Here is a 17,096-nt window from a genome sequence, read left to right as displayed (position 1 = left end):
TTAGTTTTTGTCTTTTATGGGTGTGGCCGACGCGGGTTTCAGTTCGGTCATCCCGATGCGCAGCGGCAATGAATATTGTACCCTAACTTTTTTCCCGTTTTGTTGTCCCGGAATCCATTTCGGACAACTTTTTAGTACGCGAACGGCTTCTTCTCCGGTACCGTTGCCCAGGTCACGGAGTATTTTGATATCGCTAAGCGAACCGTCTGTATCAACCACGAACGTCACGAAGACTTTTCCTGTCAGGTTTTCAGTGCCTTTCGGCTTGACGTAGTTCTTTGCGAAGAACTCGTAAAATTTAGCAAGTCCGCCCGGGAAATCAGGCTTTCCTTCGATGTTGGCCATTGAATAAACCGTCGCATTGTCCTGCGGCGAGTCCATAGGCGGCGCCACCGGTTCATCGACAATCTGCGCACTTACAGATTGTAAAAAGGCCACCAATAGCAGGGTAAATAGATTTTTCATGAGGATTGTTTTTCGGTTTCCAAGCGTTCTTGTTCCATTTTTTCGGCCAGCCTTCTCGGGATGATTGGCGTGATCAACGTTTTACGCGGTTTCTTCTTCACGAAAGGGAACAGTTCCAAGTCATCGGCCATGCGGTCATTCTTGTTGGGGTATTTGTTGGTGCCCAAAAGGACTTCTTTGCCCGCGTCAAAAAGTGCTTGTTCCTTTTCGGCACTTTCGGAAATTTTCCTTTGGACGTTGCCCTCGGTGAGTTGTTTTAGGAAACCGCCGGCTGCCTCGATGTCCTTGAAGAGTGCGAGCGCTTTTTCGGCCAATTGTTCGGTCAAGGATTCAATGTAGTAACTGCCATCGGCCGCGTTGGACACCTTGTCGAAATAACTTTCGTGCTTCAAGATCAGCAATTGGTTTCGGGAAATGCGTTCGCCAAATTCATTGCTCTTATGATAAACCGCGTCATACGGCAGGTTGATGACCGTATCGGCACCGCCCAAGGCCGCGCTCATGCATTCGGTCGTGGTGCGCAACATGTTCACGTTGTAATCGTAAATGGTTTTGTTGCGGCGCGTTGGAGTGGCCAAAATGTGGCAATCTTGCGTGTGGCCATATTCTTGGCCGATGCGTTTAAACAATAGGCGTGTGGCGCGGAGTTTCGCAATCTCGAAGAAATAATTCGATCCGATGGCCATCTGCAAAACCATAGGTTGCGCGATGTTGCCCATTCGGTTGAAATACTCATTGGCGTGGCCGAGCGTGTAAGCGATTTGCTGGACGATGTTCGCCCCCGCATTCTGATACAAGCCGGCTTTCACCGCAATGGTACCGACGTGTTTGGCCGCGGCGATTTGTTGTAGATCGATGAAATTGTCTTTCGTAGGGAACCAATTGCCGTCGGCGGCGAGTTGCCCGATGGGGTCGATCAAGCAAAATATCTTGGCGTTACGTGCAGCAGCGATCGCGTCTATTTTTCCGACGAAATTGGGCGAAAGGAATTGCAGGTCGAAGAAAACCGTGATGTTTTCCAAAGGCAAATCGGCGAGTAATTTCGAGACATCAACTTCAGGATTGTCTACGGTAAACCGGATGCTTTCGGCGCCGCGGTTTACGGAATCCAGCGCACGATAGGCCGATTTTTCTATATCGAACACGAAAATATCCTGCCCAATGGCAAAAGAATCCGGATGTGATATATGGGTTTTATGCTCGAATTCATCGCGGTGGTAAAACGGTTTTACCTTGATGCCTTCCGGGCTTTCCCAGACGAGTGTTTCATTGTAGTCTGCGCCCTTCAGGTCGTATTGGATTTGCTGTTTCCACTGTTTCGAGGAAACGGGCTCGAATTCGTTGAATAGTGATTGGTGTTGTGCTGCCACGGGTTTGGTCTTATCGCACAAATATATTTAAAAAGTAGGAATGGTTCGGGCAAAAACTAATTCGGGACGATGGAATGTACGGTGTCTTTAGGCTCGCCTTGGTATTCAATGATGTATATGTCCTCAGAATCGCGCTTCATGAAGTATTTTTCGCGCGCATACTTTTCTACCTGATCCGGATTTTTCAGCAATTTGATGCTTTGGTTGTCTTTCCTGATTTCGTCTTTGTAATATTGTTTGTTGTCTTCCAGTTCATCGATCTGGCGGTTGAGCTCGCGGCTGTTGAACCACGAATAATTGTCCAGGAACAGCATCCAAACGATAAAGAAAAGCAGCACCAGCACGTATTTGTTACTGACGAACTTGAACCAGCCGCTATCCCTGAATCTGGCCATTTACGAAAGTCTTTGGTTGATGACCGCGCGCACCACGTCTATCGCTACGGTGTTGTATTTGTCGTTCGGGATGATGATGTCCGCGAATGCCTTTGTCGGTTCAATGAACTGTTGATGCATGGGCTTGAGCGTGTTCTGGTAGCGCGCCAAAACCTCTTCCATGTCGCGGCCGCGCTCGGCGATGTCACGCTTCATGCGTCGTATCAAACGTTCATCAGAGTCGGCGTGCACAAAAACCTTCACGTCACACAAATCACGCAATTCCGGATTGGCCAAAATCAGGATGCCTTCCACGATCATGACTTTCCGCGGATGCGTCACTACCGTGTCATCGGTGCGGTTGTGCGTCACGAACGAATACACCGGCTGCTCAATCGTATTTCCGGCTTTGAGTTCCTTCAAATGCGCCACCAACAAATCAAAATCAATGGCGCGCGGATGGTCGAAATTAATCAGCGCCCGCTCGTCGAAAGACAGTCCGTCGTTCGCTTTGTAATACGAATCCTGATGGATGATGCCCACTTCCGTCTGCGGAAGCTCGTTCATGATTTGATGGACAACGGTGGTTTTTCCGCTTCCGGTTCCGCCGGCAATACCGATAATCAGCATAGGGATTGGTTTTTCTGTCGACAAAAATAGGAAATTTTATTTGGCGCAGGCGGCGTTAACAGATAAACCAAAAATGTTAAATTTGGACTGTCCCTAAGCCGGCACATCATGGAAACCCACACCTGCAAAAACTGCGGAAACATCTTTCAAGGAAACTACTGCAACAATTGCGGGCAGCCGGCGCATGCGCATCCTATCAACACGCAGTTCGTGATGCACGACCTTAGGCACGGGCTTTTTCACGTAGACGGCGGATTGCTCTACTCGGCCAAGCAACTTTTCCTGCGGCCCGGCCACACCGTCCGCGAATACATCGAAGGAAAACGCGCCAAGCATTACAAACCGTTTTCGATGGTGATTGTCACCGCGTCGTTTTACGGCGTGTTGTATCATCTGCTGGAAATCGATTTGTTCAGGACGGTCGACGATACGTTCAACCACGAGCAACTCAACGGCTGGATCGCGCACTATTACGCATTCATCACCTTGGCATTGATACCAGTTGTTTCTTTGGCTTCGTACCTCATGTTCCGGCGAAGCGGCTACAATTTCGTCGAACATATGGTGCTGAATTCCTTCTATAGCTGCCAGAAACTTGCCGTCAGGATTGTGCTGTTGCCACTATTTCTTTTAATTCCCGACCAATATTTCCGCGCGCTTCTCAATAGTTTCTTCTTGCTCGATTTACTGCTGATGTGCTGGACGTATTCGCAATTTTTCCGCCCTGGAAACCACGTCAACATATTCCTGCGTACGCTGCTCTCCTACGTTCTGGCATTGCTGCTTTCCGGGACGTTAATCGCTATTGTCTTGGCGGTGTTGGCGGTTGCAAAAGTGCTGTAATTTTTTTGGGCGTGCCACCGGCTCCGCTGCGCTCCGCCGCTGTCGCGCTGTCCGCACTCGCGTTTGCAAGGCCTTTGGGGTTTTAGGTGTAGCCGAACAGTATGGAGCGCGGCGGAGTAAAACCCCAAAGGTCTTGCAAAGCGCTCAAACAATGCTTCCATCGCTCACGCGGGTTCGTTTTTTTTGCTGGGTGTTGTTAGTTGTGTGCTACGCACGGAAGCGCTCGCTGCGCTCGGCGGTTTGCTCGCTGCGCTCGGGCTCAGGATTACTCGCTGGCGCTCGTGATCCTGAGTGGGTGGGTTGTTCAGATAAAACCAACTATGCTTTGCAATTTCGTGCTTGGCAGGATTACTCGCTGGCGCTCGTGATCCTGAGTGAGGTGTCGATGCAGTCAAATCCAACAATGCTTCGCTTGAAGGCCATCCACGCCTAGGCAGGATTACTCCGCTGCGCTCCGTGATCCTGAGTGAGGTGTTCATCCAGACAAATCCCAAACTGCTGCGCAGTTTTTACGGATTTTTTGTTTGAGCCAAAACGCTCAAGCGAGCTTGGCGTTTTGGCTCAAACAAAAAATCCTGACTGCTATGGCAGTCAGGATTTGTCTGTCGGGGTGGCAGGATTCGAACCTGCGACCTCCTGGTCCCAAACCAGGCGCGATAACCGGGCTACGCTACACCCCGAATTCGGGTGCAAATATAAAACTAAATTTCAGTTGCGCAAAAGTTATTCACAAATAATCAAAAGCAATCAACCAACATATTTTATTGCGGGGTAAACCTGTAAATTTGCGGCACAAAAATCCAAACCCTATGCAAGACAATACCGAAAAAATAAAATGCCTCATCATAGGCTCCGGGCCGGCAGGTTATACGGCTGCCATTTATGCCGCGCGTGCCGATATGAAGCCAGTGCTTTACACCGGAATGGAACCTGGTGGGCAACTTACCACCACGACCGAAGTAGACAATTTTCCCGGTTATCCCGAGGGCATCGACGGACCAACCATGATGGTTCAACTGCAACAGCAAGCCGAGCGTTTCGGTACCGAAGTTCGCATCGGTATGGTGACTGCCGTACAGTTGCACCACGAGTTGGGCGGCTGGCATAAAGTCGTTGTGGACGGTACCAAAGAAATCCTTGCGCGAACCATCATCATTTCTACCGGCGCCACCGCTAAATATTTGGGCTTGCCTAGCGAGCAACGTTTGCGCGGCGGCGGTGTTTCGGCTTGCGCGGTGTGCGACGGCTTTTTCTACAAAGGGCAAGACGTAGCCATCGTGGGCGCCGGCGACACGGCAGCCGAAGAAGCCACATACCTTTCTAATATTTGCCGCAATGTCACGATGCTCGTCCGCAAAGACCACATGCGTGCGTCAAAGGCCATGCAACACCGCGTCAACAATACGCCGAACCTGAAGGTTTTATACAATACTGAGGTTGACGAAGTATTAGGCGAAAATGTCGTTGAAGGTATCCGGATGCGCAACAACGTCACCGGAGAAACCACAGACATCGCCGTTACGGGTTTGTTCATCGCCATCGGCCACAAACCCAACACGGATATTTTCGCTGGCCAGCTTGATATGGACGAAACCGGCTATCTCATCACCAAAGGAAAGTCAACCCATACCAACCTGCCGGGCGTTTTTGCCTGCGGCGACGTACAGGATAAAGATTATCGCCAAGCCATTACCGCAGCCGGAACGGGCTGTATGGCCGCACTCGACGCCGAACGTTACCTCGCGACTTTAGAGCACTGATTTAATAAGACACATTGATTCAAATCCCGGCAATGCCGGGATTTTTTTTTGGCTTGTCAATACCACCTGGAAGTGCGAGAGCACATGATTATCTGGTTGTCCATCGACCAATGTCGAATGTCAAACGTCGAACGACAAAAAAACAGACTCCAGGGATTTTGCTATGCAGTTCGCTACTGCTCGGGTCACGGGTTCTTACCGTTTCCAAATCCCCGAATTTTCAAATTTTCAAATTCTTCTAACAACTAGCCACTAGCCACTTCAACCACTAATACCGCAACCACCTAAACAATTCTTTGTAAGTAGGTTTCTTCCCGTACATCAAAATGCCCACGCGGTAGATTTTGGCCGCGAACCAAACCACACCAATGAATGTGGCAAACAAAATCACGAGTGATAATACAAGTTGCCACCACGGCACGCCGAACGGGATGCGCATGAGCATGACGATGGGCGAGGTGAGCGGAATCATCGAAAATGTCGTGGCGATGGTACCGTGTGGGTCGTTCATGACCGTCACGAAACCGATATAAACCCCGAGAATGAGTGGCATGATGATGGGCAAAAGAAACTGCTGCGAATCGGTTTCATTGTCAACCGCTGCCCCGATGGCGGCGTAAAACGAGCTGTACAGGAAATAGCCGCCCACGAAATACAGAATAAAGGAAATGATGAGCGTCGCGATGGGCAAGTCGCTGATTTCCTTGAGTATGAGCTGCATCGTACCGGCCGATTCTGCCTGTGCCGCCGCAACACCTGCGCCGCCAACCGGCGCGCCAAAAAACGCAGAAGCCACGAACATGGCCACAACCCCAATAACGGCCCAGATGGCGAATTGCAACACGCCGGCAAGCGATGTCCCGACGATTTTGCCCATCATGAGCTGGAATGGCTTCACGGATGAAATGATGATTTCGATGATGCGGTTGGTTTTTTCCTCAATGACGCTGCGCATGACCAAGTTGCCGTAAATCACGATGAACATCATAATAAGGTAACCGAAGGCAAACCCGATGAGCAGTTTGATCCAGTTCAGGCCTTTGATGGTTTTCTCGCCTGTGGCTTTCTTGAGCGTGATGTCCACCGATGCGGCTGCGTCTTTGATGGCCAACGAATCAATGCCCGCCTTGACGTAATTGTCCCGAGTGAGGTGTTTCGCGATGGTGTTTTCGGCTTTTTCGATGAGCATGACATCTGGGCTTTCGGTTGAAATGAACTCGATGCTTTTCTGGAGCGTTTTGTTGTCGGATGCGGCCGGAATGAGCAGCAATCCGTCGTAATGTTCGGCGGCCACGCTGTCCTTGACCACGTTGAGGTCGGCCGACGACAAATCAAGATAACGGTATTCTTCGTCGGTCTTGAAATCCTTCGCAAACTTGCCGGTGGCATCGTGTATGGCGATGCGTTTCTGGTCGCCCTTAATCGTGCTGAGATAACCCACGACCACGCCGATGAACACGAAAATCAACGGGCTGAGAAACGTCATGACAATGAACGACTTGTTGCGGACCTTGGAGATGAATTCGCGACGGATGATCAGTTTGAGTGTGCTCATTTAGTTGTTTGTTTCTAATTGATAGTGGCTAGAAGGGCAAATCTGTAGGAATCTGTGCATGCTGTGTTTTCTCGTTCGATGTTCGACATTTTACTTCGCTACCGCTTCATACCGTTCGCCCTGCGGGCTCGGGTGACGTTCGGCCTTGGTCTTTGGTTGTTGGAGCGAAAGTGGCTAATGGCTGGCGTGGATTACTTTTTTTTAAACATTGCGATGATTTTCTTTAACGCCATTACCACGGCAACGACGACCAACCCGACGGCAATTCCTAGTATGAATTCCTTCAAGATGGCGGGAAGATTTGGCCAAAGATGATGGAAATAATCGATGTTATGCGAAAAGATGCCACCCGAGACCAGAATGAGTGCGAGCGTCCCGACAACGGCCAATATCTTAATGATAACGGGCAATGCCTTGACGAGCACTTGCCCTACGATGGCCAGGAAACTGCCGTCGCCGCCGCGTTTGATGAGTTTGAATCCGGCGTCGTCCATCCTGACGATGAGTGCCACGATGCCGTAAACGCCTACGGTGGCTACGATGGCAACTACTGAAACAGTGAGGATTTGTGTCATGAGCGGTTTGTCGAGCACCGATCCCAGCGCAATGATCACGATTTCGACCGATAAGATAAAATCGGTCATGATCGCCGACTTTACTTTTGATTTTTCCTGTTGATGGTCTGCGGTATCGGCTGCCGCTTCTTCGATGACTTCTTTTCCTTTCTTGGCGCGGTGTGCTAAATATTCGATGATTTTCTCGACGCCTTCAAAAGCCAGAAAGGCGCCGCCCAATACCAAAATGACCTTAATCGCCACCGGAAAGAACACGTTGAGCAGCAGCGCCAAGGGAACGATGATGACCTTGTTCAGGAACGAACCTTTCGTGATGGCCCAAAGCACGGGCAATTCACGTGAAGCCAGAAATCCTGTGGCTTTTTCTGCGTTCACGGCCAAATCATCGCCGAGAATACCTGCTGTTTTTTTGGTGGCGAGTTTACTGGCAACCGCTACGTCGTCCATGAGTGCGGCGATGTCGTCTAATACTGCGAAAATTCCTGAGGCCATTTAGTTAGTTGATAGTTTTTAGTTGCTGGTGGCTAGATAGATTGTCGTAACCGGAAGCGGATTATTGTAAAATATAATGTTAGAACTTTTATGATATCAGAAAAATGTTTGTCATCTTCTAGCAACTAGGAACTAATTTCTTCCTAGCCGCTATTCTTCACCGTCTGGATGAATATATCATTGACACTCGGAATTTTTTCCACGAAATGCGTCACTTGTCCGCGTCCGATCAATACTTGCAGCAATTCATTTGGCGTATTGTTCCCGATTTGGATGTCGAGTTTCAATTCATCATTGAGCGATTTGAAATCGGTGGGCGACAACTGAAATTTCTGCGTCAAATCATACATCAAACCTTCTACGTTTTGCGTCAAGACACCTACTTCAAACGTGTTGCTGCGGTATTGGCGCTTTACGTCGTCCAATTTGCCTTCGATGAATTTGTTGGATTTGTGGATCAGCGCAATATAGTCGCACAATTCCTCGACGCTTTCCATGCGGTGTGTCGAGAAAATGATGGTCGCGCCGCTTTCCTTGAGCGCCAGGATTTCGTCCTTGATTAAGTTGGCGTTTACCGGGTCGAAACCCGAGAACGGCTCGTCGAAAATGAGCAGTTTGGGTTTGTGCAACACCGTGACCACGAACTGTATTTTCTGGGCCATGCCTTTAGACAATTCCTGGATTTTCTTGTTCCACCAGCCTTTAATTTCCAACCGGTCAAACCAATAGTCGAGTTGGGCTTTGGCTTCAGACTTAGACAAACCTTTGAGCTGCGCCAGATACAGGCATTGTTCGCCCACTTTCATGGTTTTGTACAAGCCGCGTTCTTCGGGCAGATAGCCGATGGATTGCACATGCTTGGGCTGGAGTTTTTCGCCATCAAGCCAGACTGTCCCAGAATCGGGCATCGTAATCTGATTGATGATCCTGATGAGTGATGTCTTGCCTGCACCGTTCGGCCCCAGTAATCCATAAATGCTGCCTTTGGGTACCGACAACGACACTTCGTTGAGCGCGGTATAGTCGCCGTATTGTTTGACGACTTTCTCGACTTCGAGGATGTTACTCATTAAAAAGTTTGAAGTTTAAAGTTCAAGGTTCAAAGTTAACCAAACTTTAAACATCAAACCCGACACTTTACACAAATAAAAAAACCCACCCCTATTTGCCATAAGGATGGGAAAAATTGCTATGAAAAAGAAATTACTAGTTACCTACTAGTAACGATTCAAATGTAAAAGATTTTTTTTAATTATGAAAACATATCTTTAACTTTTTCAAAAAAAGATTTTTCACTCTTTTCCGGCTTCGGGGCAAAGTTTACATCTGACAGATTTTTCTCAAAAAAGTCCTTTTGGTCTTTAGACAAGTTTTTTGGCGTCCAGACATTTACGTGAACCAGCAAGTCGCCGACACCGTAGCTGTTAAGGCTCGGAACGCCTTTTCCTTTCAGGCGCAAAATTTTGCCGGACTGGATGCCTTCTTCCAATTTGATCCGGACTTTTCCGTTGACCGACTCGATGTCTTTCGAACAACCCAATACGGCTTCCGGCAGACTGATGTACAAATCATAGTGTAGGTTTTCGCCTTCTCTTTTCAGTTCAGGATGTTCCACTTCTTCGATGGCCACAATCAAATCTCCAGGAATGCCGTTGCCCGGCGCGTCGTTGCCCTTGCCCGATACTTTGAGTTGCATCCCATCGACTACGCCCGCCGGAATTTTGATCGACACGGTTTCGTCGGCCATGATCATACCATATGCATCAGCTTCCTTTGGCTTGCTTTCTATGATTTGCCCGGCGCCGCCACAAGCGTTGCAAGTGGTCGCGGTCTGCATACGTCCTAATATAGTGTTGGTTACGCGCATGACTTGCCCTTGGCCGTTACAGGTAGGGCAGGTTTTGTAGCGCACGCCCGGTGCCACGACTTTGCGTTTTACCTTGATTTTCTTTTCGACACCGTTGACGATTTCCTCAAGTGGCATTTTCACTTTGATGCGCAGGTTGCTGCCTTTCACGCGACGTTGTCCGCCACCGCCGCCGCCGAATCCGCCGAACCCGCCACCGAACGCGCTTCCGAAGATGTCGCCGAATTGGCTGAAGATATCGTCCATATTCATGCCGCCCGGATGATGGCCGAAACCGCCCGCCTCAAATGCTTGGTGCCCGTACTGGTCATACTTGGCGCGTTGGTTCGGGTCGCTCAGGACTTCGTAAGCTTCTGCGGCAAGTTTGAAGTTTTCTTCGGCTTCCTTGTTTCCGGGGTTTTTGTCCGGATGGTATTCAATGGCTTTCTTTCGGTACGCTTTCTTGATTTCTTCGGGCGTCGCGCTTTTGCTGATACCGAGTACTTCGTAAAAATCTCTTTTGTTCATGGTCTTGGGTTATTGTCCGGTGACGACTTTAGGGAAACGGATGATTTTGTCGCCCAATTTATAGCCTTTTTCAAGGACATCGACGATTTTTCCTTTTAAGTCTTCGGATGGTGCAGGGATTTGTGTGATGGCCTCGGCGAAATCTGCATTGAATGCATCGCCGACGTTGACTTCGACCAACTCCAAGCCTTTGCTGGTCAAGGTATGCTTGAATTTTTCGTGGATGAGTTCGACGCCTTTCAGCAAGGTTTCATCTTCAGACTTGCGGATTTCTACCAGTGCACGGTCAAAATCGTCAAGCACCGGCAACATGGCCTGCAAGACTTCTTGGTTCGCGGTCTTGAAAAGTTCCAATCTTTCTTTGGCCGTGCGGCGTTTGAAGTTCTCGAATTCGGCAAAAAGGCGCAGGAATTTGTCTTTTTCGGCGGCGAGTTCACCTGACAATTTTTCTTCTGGTGTCAGTTCTTCGGTCTTGGCTTGCGCTTCGGCCGCCGAATTTTCAATTATAGTCTCGTCTAATTCTGTTTGTTTATCTTGGTTTTCGGCACTCATAGTGGCTTTCTTTTTATAAAAAAATTTCATCGGCGCGGGTTTGCAAAGTTACTGCCATTTGGGGAATTGTGCCAAATTGTCATCGAATTTGCTTTGCGACGTATTGGCAACAGGCTTTGTTGGTTGCCAATAATTCGACAAAATCACTTGGAATATTCTAACTCTGCAACAAATCATCTCATTCATTGTTGGATATAAAATCATTTTAATATAATTTTAAGAAGTTTTTAATTTCAAAATTGATATGTTTATAAACTCTAAAAACCACATTTGTATGAAAAAACTACTACCAAGCTTGCTCATTGTGGCCTTCTTGTCAATGAATGTAGCCTGCAAAGGCGACAAGGAAAATCAAGCCGGTGACGCTGCTGCTGCTGCAGATGCTTCAGCCGAAGCCGTCGCTTACAACGTTGACACCACAGCCACGGTTATTGAATGGACCGGATCCAAACAAGTGGCGTCGCACCACGGCACCATCAAGTTGCTTACGGGCGTCGTGTACGCAAAAGGCAAGACCATCGAAAGCGGCAATTTCACGATCAACATGCATTCAATCGAAACCACAGATGTGAAACCCGAGGACGGAAAAGCCGATTTGGAAGCGCATTTGAAAGGAACGAACATGGATGAGAAATCAGACCATTTCTTCAACGTTAAAAAGTATCCGGAAGGTAAATTTGAAATCACCAAAATCAGTGAGGAAAACGGAAAAACAATGGTGGAAGGCAACTTGACCCTGAAAGGTACCACTAAAAATGTAAAATTCCCTGCCACGGTAACTGTTACCGATACCGATGTGTCTATCGACAGCGAGAAATTCGTGATAGACCGCACCCAATGGAAAATCAATTACGCGTCAAAATCGGTCTTTACAGACTTGGGCGACAAATTCATCAACGACGAAATCGAATTGGTGGTGAAACTCAAAGCCAAGAAAGCGTAAACACGTTTATTATTAATTCAACTTACTTACGAAAAAAGCCCTTTTCAGAAAGGGCTTTTTTATTGCGGATATAAGTCGTCGAGCGCTTCGCCGAGAGGATTGTATTTAAAGTCAAAACCCGCATTTCGGATCTTTTCGGAGTTCACGTTTTGGCTCGATACCAATAATAGATGCATTTCCCCAAGCAACAACTTCAAGGCAAACGCGGGTACATTGGGCAAAATCAGCGGGCGATGAAGTCTTTTGGCGAGCATTTTCGTAAAGTCTTTATTGGTGACCGGATTGGGTGCCGTGGCATTGAACACGCCGTCGAGCCCTTGCGTGAGTGCGAAAAGATACATCCGTGTCAAATCTTCGAGATGGATCCACGACATAAATTGTCGGCCGGAACCCAGCGGCGCACCTACATACCATTCAATGGGTTTGGCCATCTGCGGCAACGCACCACCATTGCGGGAGAGTACAATTCCCGTCCTGAGCTTACAGGTTTTTAGCCCAAGGATTTTAAATTTGTCGATGCTTTCTTCCCATTTTTGGACGACATGACCCAGAAAGCCATCGTCTTTTTGCGTGGCATCTTCACGATACACGGTATCCAAACTGTCCTTATATATGCCAATGGCCGATGCGGAAACGATTTGCTTCACCTCATGTGGGTTTTTCCGGAGCAAGTTAAAAAGCAAATTTGCCGACAGGATGCGGCTTTCGATGATTTCCTGTTTGTAGCTGTCGGTCCAGCGTTTGGAAATCGTGGCGCCGGCCAAATGGACGATGGCATCAACGCCGATGAGCGCGCTTTCGTCGATTTCGCCCGCTTCCGGATTCCAGTAGAAGCCCGTTTTACCCGGTGTGCTTTTTAATTTATTCTTTGCGGTGGTCAGGTAATGGATGGATATGCCTTCAGATAATAGCAAATCCGTCAGTGCATTGCCCACCAAACCCGTCGCGCCTGTGATCAATACTCTCATTTGATTTTGGGGTTTCTTCAAATGTACGGCTTACCTAAAGTAACGCAATCAAATTTAAGGCAGGTTTAACGGACTTTCAACGTCCATTCAAAGGTCATTTCCGAAACGACTTCGTTTGATTCGTTCCTCCCGATGGCGTGTAGCCTAACGGTTTGCGGCGCACCGGAAGCGATGGCGGCGGCCAAGGTTTCGCGTACCAATTGCCCTTGGCGGCAACTGAAAGTAACGCGGCCGGTGATTTTTTTGTGGTAAACAGATTGGCTTGAAGCCACGAGCATCGACACGCTTTTCCCACTTTCGCGGATAGCGGACAAGGCCAGCGCACCTGTGGTAAGTTCGGCGGCCATCATCTGCACGGCGAAATACATCGACCGGAACGGATTCTGGTTGAACCACCGGTACTTGACCGAGGCTTTACTTTCGTGGTGATCGAGCTGCACCAGCCGTACGCCGCACCAATAAGCCGCGGGCAACTTAAAGAATAGAAACCAATTCACTTTAGACGGCGACAGTTGCATTTGCTGGAGTTTTCGCTAAATGTACGGATTTTACGTCGCGTGACAAAAGTTAACATTTTGTTAAATTTCAGTACTATGTAAAACATGATACCTGATTTTAGATATATATTTGCATAGGATATTATTATATACCTTTTTAGTTATGGAAACAACCGCAAATAAAAATGCCGCTACATTGGTTCACCTGAGCGCTTTTGCACAGTATATATTTCCGTTGGGGAATTTCATATTGCCGATCGTGATTTGGTCTTCACTCAAGAACAAATCGGCTTTCGTGGAGCGCCATGGCCGAAGCATCATCAACTTCGAACTGAGTTTGTTGTTGTATTGCATCATCGCGGCGTTCATCGGGATTCCAATCTTGTTGTATTCCTTGTTCAGCGAAGTGTCGGCCAACGATTTCTTCAACGGCAACATCCACTTCTCGACAGATATGACGCTGACCGACTTTTCGGGATTGCCACTTATCGCCGTCGTCATGGTGGTATTGTGTGGCCTGATGAAGACTGCGGAATTTTTCCTTGTGGTTTTCGCGGCGGTAAAAGCCTCGAACGGAGAAGATTACCAATATCCGTTGACCATCAATTTCATCAAGGAACAACAAGCCGAACCAACCATCCAGGAACCGGTTTCGTCTGGAGAATAACTGTCAATCATCATCTGAAATATTGTATAACCAACACGCAACTTATGTAAATCATCAGCAAATCCAAAGAGTTTCAATCATCAATCATCAAAATCATCAATCACCATGTTTAAAATCATCTCAACGGTCGCTGCAGCATTAATCGGGCTGCTGGCCAACGCACAAGTAAACGAAACCAGGACGGTTTCGCCATTCAACAAACTAGAAATCACCGACGGCGTGGAAGTCATTTACACACAGGAAGATATCTTTTCGGTAAAGGCCGAAGCCTCGGATACGCTAGGAATTTCAACCCTTTTGACCGAATCTAAAAACCAGACCTTGACCATTTCCTGCAACGGCAACGGGCGTGAAACCGTAAAAGTCTATGTATCGGCGCCGCAATTGGCTTCGGTAAAGGCGTCGCGCAATGCCGCATTCACTACAACGGGAATCAAATCTGGTCAGTTCGCGCTTTCGCTGGCTTCCGGTGCATCATTCAAGGGAAATGTACATGCCAACCAGACCGAAATCAAAACCAAGTCTGGCGCCGTCTTGAATCTCAGGCTTGAGGCCGGATCGTTGGAGGCAAGATTCCTCAATGGATCCAAAATCAATCTTTCCGGTACGGCTGAAAAGGCTGAAGTCAGGTCGTCGGGCAACACGCTTTGCCTGGCGCGGAATTTCAAATCCGGAAAGCAAATCGTCAAGGCGAGTGGGAGCGCATCGGTAGAGATTTGTGCCGTAAATGAGTTGGATGTAGAAGTGACCGACCAAGCATCGGTACGTTATTTCGGGTTGCCGCAAAAAACGGTCATCAACCCTGAAGCGGTGGCGCAAGTCATCCATGATACAGGCAGCGCGGTAGCTACCGAGTAATGTCGGCCGACTAAAAAACCACGGCCGCTGCCCGTCGGCGGCTTGTTTAACCTAAACAACTTGGAAAATGAATATAGAAAACACGAAAGCCCAGATGCGAAAAGGCGTGCTTGAGTTCTGCATTTTGTCAGTCCTCAAGGATAAGGAAGCCTACACTTCCGAAATCCTCGACACGCTCAAAAACGCAAAACTGCTGGTCGTTGAAGGCACGGTTTACCCACTGTTGACCCGCCTGAAAAACGACGGACTGCTCAACTACCGTTGGGAAGAATCCACCTCGGGACCGCCGCGCAAATACTACGGCCTGACCGAAAACGGCAAAATCTTTTTGAACGAACTCAACGGCACCTGGACAGAATTGTCCGACGCGGTAAACATCATCACAAGCGGCGCCGAAAGCAAAACTGACAAAGTAAACCAAAAGTAAAAGTCATGAACAAAACTGTGAATATAAACTTGGGCGGTATGTTCTTCCACATCGACGAAGACGCATACCAGAAACTGACCCGTTATTTCGATGCCATCAAGCGCTCACTCTCCAATTCGAGCGGGCAGGATGAAATCATCCGCGACATCGAAATGCGCATCGGCGAACTCATCACCGAAAGGCATACCTCCGACAAACAAGTCATCAACATCAAGGAAGTCGATGAAATCATCGGTATCATGGGCCAGCCTGAAGACTACCGCATTGAAGACGATGCGTCGGCCGGAAGCGACACGTTTGACACCGCTTACATGCCCAAACGCAAGAAACTTTACCGCGATGCAGACCGCGCGCTGATAGGCGGCGTCTGTACCGGATTGGGCCATTATTTTGGAGTGGACACCGTTTGGATCAGGATCATTTTCGCCATCTTGTTCTTCGGTTTCGGCATCGGGTTGATTCCGTACATCATTTTGTGGATTGCCATGCCGGCTGCGGTTACGACTTCGGAAAAACTTGAAATGACCGGCGAACCCGTAACCATTTCGAACATCCAGAAGAAAGTTCGCGAGGAAATGGACTACTTGTCTGAGAAGTACCGCAACACAGACATCGACCGTCTGGGCAAACAAGCCAAGACTGGCGCAGAGCGTATCGCGTCGAATCTCGGTGACGTGTTCTCTTCCATATTTAAGGTTTTCGCAAAAATTCTAGGCGCCATCATCGCCGTTTTCGCGGGCCTTACATTACTGGCGGTTGTCATTGGGCTGTTCCTGCTCTTGGCCAGTATTTTCGTAGATGTGCCTGGATTGATTTATGCCGAATCCGCAAACTATACCGCGTTCCCGATGGGCTTGATCGTGTTGCTCGGGCTGTTGGCCGCAGGGATTCCGTTCTTCTTTTTGTTCCTGCTGGGTCTCAATATGTTGTCCAACAATTCGGGCCGCGTAAGCAATCCGGTGAAATATACCTTGCTGGCTTTGTGGCTGATTTCGGTAGCCGTGCTCACGATTTTCGGCATCAAGCAAGCATCTGAAACCACCGAAAGGAGCAAAGTCGTGCAGAAACAGGAAATCATGCTTCAGCCAAACGACACGCTTTCCATCGGATTCCGATACAACGACTATTTTGCCAAGGACATTTACGACCGTTCCGATTTGCAGATTACTCAGGACGAACAAGGAAAAGACATCATCTATTCCAACAATGTCCATGTCAGCGTACGCAAATCGCCAGACAAAACCGCGTACATTTTGGTGGAAAAACGCGCCCGTGGCAAATCGCGGAAAGAAGCCCGCGACCGTGCCGAGAAAATCACCTACAAATTCAGCGTGGAAGGCAGCAAGGTCATGCTCGACAATTATCTGGTCACGGGCACCGAAAACAAACTTCGCAATCAGGAAGTGGAGATTTTTGTGTATCTTCCGGCTGGCGTTCTTTTGAAACCGGACGAATCGTTTAAGGAATTTGATTATTCAGATGACGATTTCTTCAACTTGCACTTTTCCGGTAACTACCTCTATCGCGTTACTGAAGACAAAGTGATGTGTTTGAATTGCCCGCCGGAAGAAAATGAATTTCTCGACATCGAAGGTGCCGAAGTAGAGATCGACACCGTCGAATCAACAACCGTTCGGATCAACAAAGATGGCGTCACGATTGACAACCACGGTTCGAAGGAAGACGTACAGACCGTGAAAACATTACGTATCAACAAAGACGGCGTTGTCGTCAAAACCAAATAAT

18 protein-coding genes and 1 tRNA gene are annotated in these 17,096 nt (G+C 48.4%); 7 read left to right on the top strand and 12 right to left on the bottom strand.

What is annotated here, in order from left to right:
- Genes ACM9J1_RS06525 through udk form a run of 4 tightly spaced genes read right to left on the bottom strand, consistent with a single transcriptional unit; the run spans position 1 to position 2,839 of the window.
- Positions 1 to 465 (bottom strand): energy transducer TonB, encoded by a 465-nt coding sequence (locus tag ACM9J1_RS06525; RefSeq protein ID WP_415581225.1) that lies wholly within the window; start codon positions 463 to 465, stop codon positions 1 to 3.
- Complete coding sequence (locus ACM9J1_RS06520; protein ID WP_415581224.1) at positions 462 to 1,835, bottom strand: methylmalonyl-CoA mutase subunit beta; 1,374 nt, start codon at positions 1,833 to 1,835, stop codon at positions 462 to 464. The genes ACM9J1_RS06525 and ACM9J1_RS06520 overlap by 4 nt, the downstream gene beginning before the upstream one ends.
- 56 nt (positions 1,836 to 1,891) lie before the next feature.
- Positions 1,892 to 2,230: an FtsB family cell division protein gene (locus tag ACM9J1_RS06515; protein WP_415581223.1), complete on the bottom strand. Its 339-nt coding sequence runs from the start codon at positions 2,228 to 2,230 to the stop codon at positions 1,892 to 1,894.
- Entirely contained in the window at positions 2,231 to 2,839 is a 609-nt protein-coding gene (gene udk, locus ACM9J1_RS06510; protein WP_415581222.1) for a uridine kinase, read from the bottom strand.
- Positions 2,840 to 2,947: 108 nt separating this feature from the next.
- Between udk and ACM9J1_RS06505 the strand changes: the two genes are divergently transcribed.
- Complete coding sequence (locus tag ACM9J1_RS06505; RefSeq protein WP_415581221.1) at positions 2,948 to 3,682, top strand: DUF3667 domain-containing protein; 735 nt, start codon at positions 2,948 to 2,950, stop codon at positions 3,680 to 3,682.
- Between the two features lie 605 nt (positions 3,683 to 4,287).
- On the opposite strand, the gene ACM9J1_RS06500 is transcribed toward ACM9J1_RS06505, so the two are convergent.
- Positions 4,288 to 4,362: transfer RNA gene (locus ACM9J1_RS06500), tRNA-Pro, on the bottom strand.
- Positions 4,363 to 4,491: 129 nt separating this feature from the next.
- Here ACM9J1_RS06500 and trxB point away from each other — a divergent pair.
- Positions 4,492 to 5,442, top strand: coding sequence for a thioredoxin-disulfide reductase (trxB, locus tag ACM9J1_RS06495; protein ID WP_415581220.1), 951 nt, complete (start codon positions 4,492 to 4,494; stop codon positions 5,440 to 5,442).
- A 268-nt stretch (positions 5,443 to 5,710) separates the two neighbouring features.
- On the opposite strand, the gene ACM9J1_RS06490 is transcribed toward trxB, so the two are convergent.
- From ACM9J1_RS06490 to ACM9J1_RS06470, 5 genes are all read right to left on the bottom strand, one after another.
- A complete protein-coding gene (locus ACM9J1_RS06490; RefSeq protein WP_415581219.1) occupies positions 5,711 to 6,997 on the bottom strand; it encodes an ABC transporter permease in 1,287 nt (428 codons plus the stop codon).
- Positions 6,998 to 7,188: 191 nt separating this feature from the next.
- Positions 7,189 to 8,064 carry a DUF808 domain-containing protein gene (locus ACM9J1_RS06485; protein WP_415581218.1) on the bottom strand — a complete coding sequence of 292 codons (876 nt, stop codon included), beginning with the start codon at positions 8,062 to 8,064 and terminating at the stop codon, positions 7,189 to 7,191.
- 143 nt (positions 8,065 to 8,207) lie between these two features.
- Positions 8,208 to 9,134 carry an ABC transporter ATP-binding protein gene (locus ACM9J1_RS06480; RefSeq protein WP_415581217.1) on the bottom strand — a complete coding sequence of 309 codons (927 nt, stop codon included), beginning with the start codon at positions 9,132 to 9,134 and terminating at the stop codon, positions 8,208 to 8,210.
- Positions 9,135 to 9,316: 182 nt separating this feature from the next.
- Positions 9,317 to 10,438 (bottom strand): molecular chaperone DnaJ, encoded by a 1,122-nt coding sequence (dnaJ, locus tag ACM9J1_RS06475; protein WP_415581216.1) that lies wholly within the window; start codon positions 10,436 to 10,438, stop codon positions 9,317 to 9,319.
- A gap of 9 nt (positions 10,439 to 10,447) precedes the next feature.
- Complete coding sequence (locus tag ACM9J1_RS06470; protein WP_415581215.1) at positions 10,448 to 11,020, bottom strand: nucleotide exchange factor GrpE; 573 nt, start codon at positions 11,018 to 11,020, stop codon at positions 10,448 to 10,450.
- 244 nt (positions 11,021 to 11,264) lie between these two features.
- On the opposite strand from ACM9J1_RS06470, the gene ACM9J1_RS06465 reads away from it, so the two are divergent.
- Positions 11,265 to 11,933, top strand: coding sequence for a YceI family protein (locus ACM9J1_RS06465; protein WP_415581214.1), 669 nt, complete (start codon positions 11,265 to 11,267; stop codon positions 11,931 to 11,933).
- Between the two features lie 59 nt (positions 11,934 to 11,992).
- Here ACM9J1_RS06465 and ACM9J1_RS06460 read toward each other — a convergent pair whose 3' ends face one another.
- Together ACM9J1_RS06460 and ACM9J1_RS06455 are read right to left on the bottom strand one after the other, a co-directional pair.
- Positions 11,993 to 12,901, bottom strand: a complete 909-nt coding sequence (locus ACM9J1_RS06460; RefSeq protein ID WP_415581213.1) for a TIGR01777 family oxidoreductase — start codon at positions 12,899 to 12,901, stop codon at positions 11,993 to 11,995.
- Positions 12,902 to 12,966: 65 nt separating this feature from the next.
- Positions 12,967 to 13,419 carry a DUF4442 domain-containing protein gene (locus ACM9J1_RS06455; RefSeq protein WP_415581212.1) on the bottom strand — a complete coding sequence of 151 codons (453 nt, stop codon included), beginning with the start codon at positions 13,417 to 13,419 and terminating at the stop codon, positions 12,967 to 12,969.
- Positions 13,420 to 13,561: 142 nt separating this feature from the next.
- On the opposite strand from ACM9J1_RS06455, the gene ACM9J1_RS06450 reads away from it, so the two are divergent.
- The 4 genes from ACM9J1_RS06450 to ACM9J1_RS06435 all read left to right on the top strand — a co-directional run bounded on the left by ACM9J1_RS06450 (position 13,562) and on the right by ACM9J1_RS06435 (position 17,095).
- Positions 13,562 to 14,065 (top strand): DUF4870 domain-containing protein, encoded by a 504-nt coding sequence (locus ACM9J1_RS06450; protein ID WP_415581211.1) that lies wholly within the window; start codon positions 13,562 to 13,564, stop codon positions 14,063 to 14,065.
- 105 nt (positions 14,066 to 14,170) lie between these two features.
- Positions 14,171 to 14,923, top strand: a complete 753-nt coding sequence (locus ACM9J1_RS06445; RefSeq protein WP_415581210.1) for a GIN domain-containing protein — start codon at positions 14,171 to 14,173, stop codon at positions 14,921 to 14,923.
- Positions 14,924 to 14,990: 67 nt separating this feature from the next.
- Positions 14,991 to 15,350, top strand: a complete 360-nt coding sequence (locus ACM9J1_RS06440) for a PadR family transcriptional regulator (protein WP_415581209.1) — start codon at positions 14,991 to 14,993, stop codon at positions 15,348 to 15,350.
- A gap of 5 nt (positions 15,351 to 15,355) precedes the next feature.
- Positions 15,356 to 17,095, top strand: coding sequence for a PspC domain-containing protein (locus ACM9J1_RS06435; RefSeq protein ID WP_415581208.1), 1,740 nt, complete (start codon positions 15,356 to 15,358; stop codon positions 17,093 to 17,095).
- The last annotated feature ends 1 nt before the right edge of the window (position 17,096 follow it).

Source organism: Flavobacterium longum, from assembly GCF_965137575.1.
Taxonomy (GTDB): domain Bacteria; phylum Bacteroidota; class Bacteroidia; order Flavobacteriales; family Flavobacteriaceae; genus Flavobacterium; species Flavobacterium longum.
Note: the sequence above shows the minus strand (reverse complement) of the source record. Positions and strands in the feature narration are given on the sequence as shown.

What these genes read in the sequence shown, in the direction of transcription:
- ACM9J1_RS06525 (WP_415581225.1), bottom strand. Translation starts at nt 465, where the DNA reads ATGAAAAATCTATTTACCCTGCTATTGGTGGCCTTTTTACAATCTGTA.
- ACM9J1_RS06515 (WP_415581223.1), bottom strand. Translation starts at nt 2,230, where the DNA reads ATGGCCAGATTCAGGGATAGCGGCTGGTTCAAGTTCGTCAGTAACAAA.
- udk (WP_415581222.1), bottom strand. Translation starts at nt 2,839, where the DNA reads ATGCTGATTATCGGTATTGCCGGCGGAACCGGAAGCGGAAAAACCACC.
- ACM9J1_RS06505 (WP_415581221.1), top strand. Translation starts at nt 2,948, where the DNA reads ATGGAAACCCACACCTGCAAAAACTGCGGAAACATCTTTCAAGGAAAC.
- trxB (WP_415581220.1), top strand. Translation starts at nt 4,492, where the DNA reads ATGCAAGACAATACCGAAAAAATAAAATGCCTCATCATAGGCTCCGGG.
- ACM9J1_RS06490 (WP_415581219.1), bottom strand. Translation starts at nt 6,997, where the DNA reads ATGAGCACACTCAAACTGATCATCCGTCGCGAATTCATCTCCAAGGTC.
- ACM9J1_RS06485 (WP_415581218.1), bottom strand. Translation starts at nt 8,064, where the DNA reads ATGGCCTCAGGAATTTTCGCAGTATTAGACGACATCGCCGCACTCATG.
- ACM9J1_RS06480 (WP_415581217.1), bottom strand. Translation starts at nt 9,134, where the DNA reads ATGAGTAACATCCTCGAAGTCGAGAAAGTCGTCAAACAATACGGCGAC.
- dnaJ (WP_415581216.1), bottom strand. Translation starts at nt 10,438, where the DNA reads ATGAACAAAAGAGATTTTTACGAAGTACTCGGTATCAGCAAAAGCGCG.
- ACM9J1_RS06470 (WP_415581215.1), bottom strand. Translation starts at nt 11,020, where the DNA reads ATGAAATTTTTTTATAAAAAGAAAGCCACTATGAGTGCCGAAAACCAA.
- ACM9J1_RS06465 (WP_415581214.1), top strand. Translation starts at nt 11,265, where the DNA reads ATGAAAAAACTACTACCAAGCTTGCTCATTGTGGCCTTCTTGTCAATG.
- ACM9J1_RS06460 (WP_415581213.1), bottom strand. Translation starts at nt 12,901, where the DNA reads ATGAGAGTATTGATCACAGGCGCGACGGGTTTGGTGGGCAATGCACTG.
- ACM9J1_RS06455 (WP_415581212.1), bottom strand. Translation starts at nt 13,419, where the DNA reads ATGCAACTGTCGCCGTCTAAAGTGAATTGGTTTCTATTCTTTAAGTTG.
- ACM9J1_RS06450 (WP_415581211.1), top strand. Translation starts at nt 13,562, where the DNA reads ATGGAAACAACCGCAAATAAAAATGCCGCTACATTGGTTCACCTGAGC.
- ACM9J1_RS06445 (WP_415581210.1), top strand. Translation starts at nt 14,171, where the DNA reads ATGTTTAAAATCATCTCAACGGTCGCTGCAGCATTAATCGGGCTGCTG.
- ACM9J1_RS06440 (WP_415581209.1), top strand. Translation starts at nt 14,991, where the DNA reads ATGAATATAGAAAACACGAAAGCCCAGATGCGAAAAGGCGTGCTTGAG.
- ACM9J1_RS06435 (WP_415581208.1), top strand. Translation starts at nt 15,356, where the DNA reads ATGAACAAAACTGTGAATATAAACTTGGGCGGTATGTTCTTCCACATC.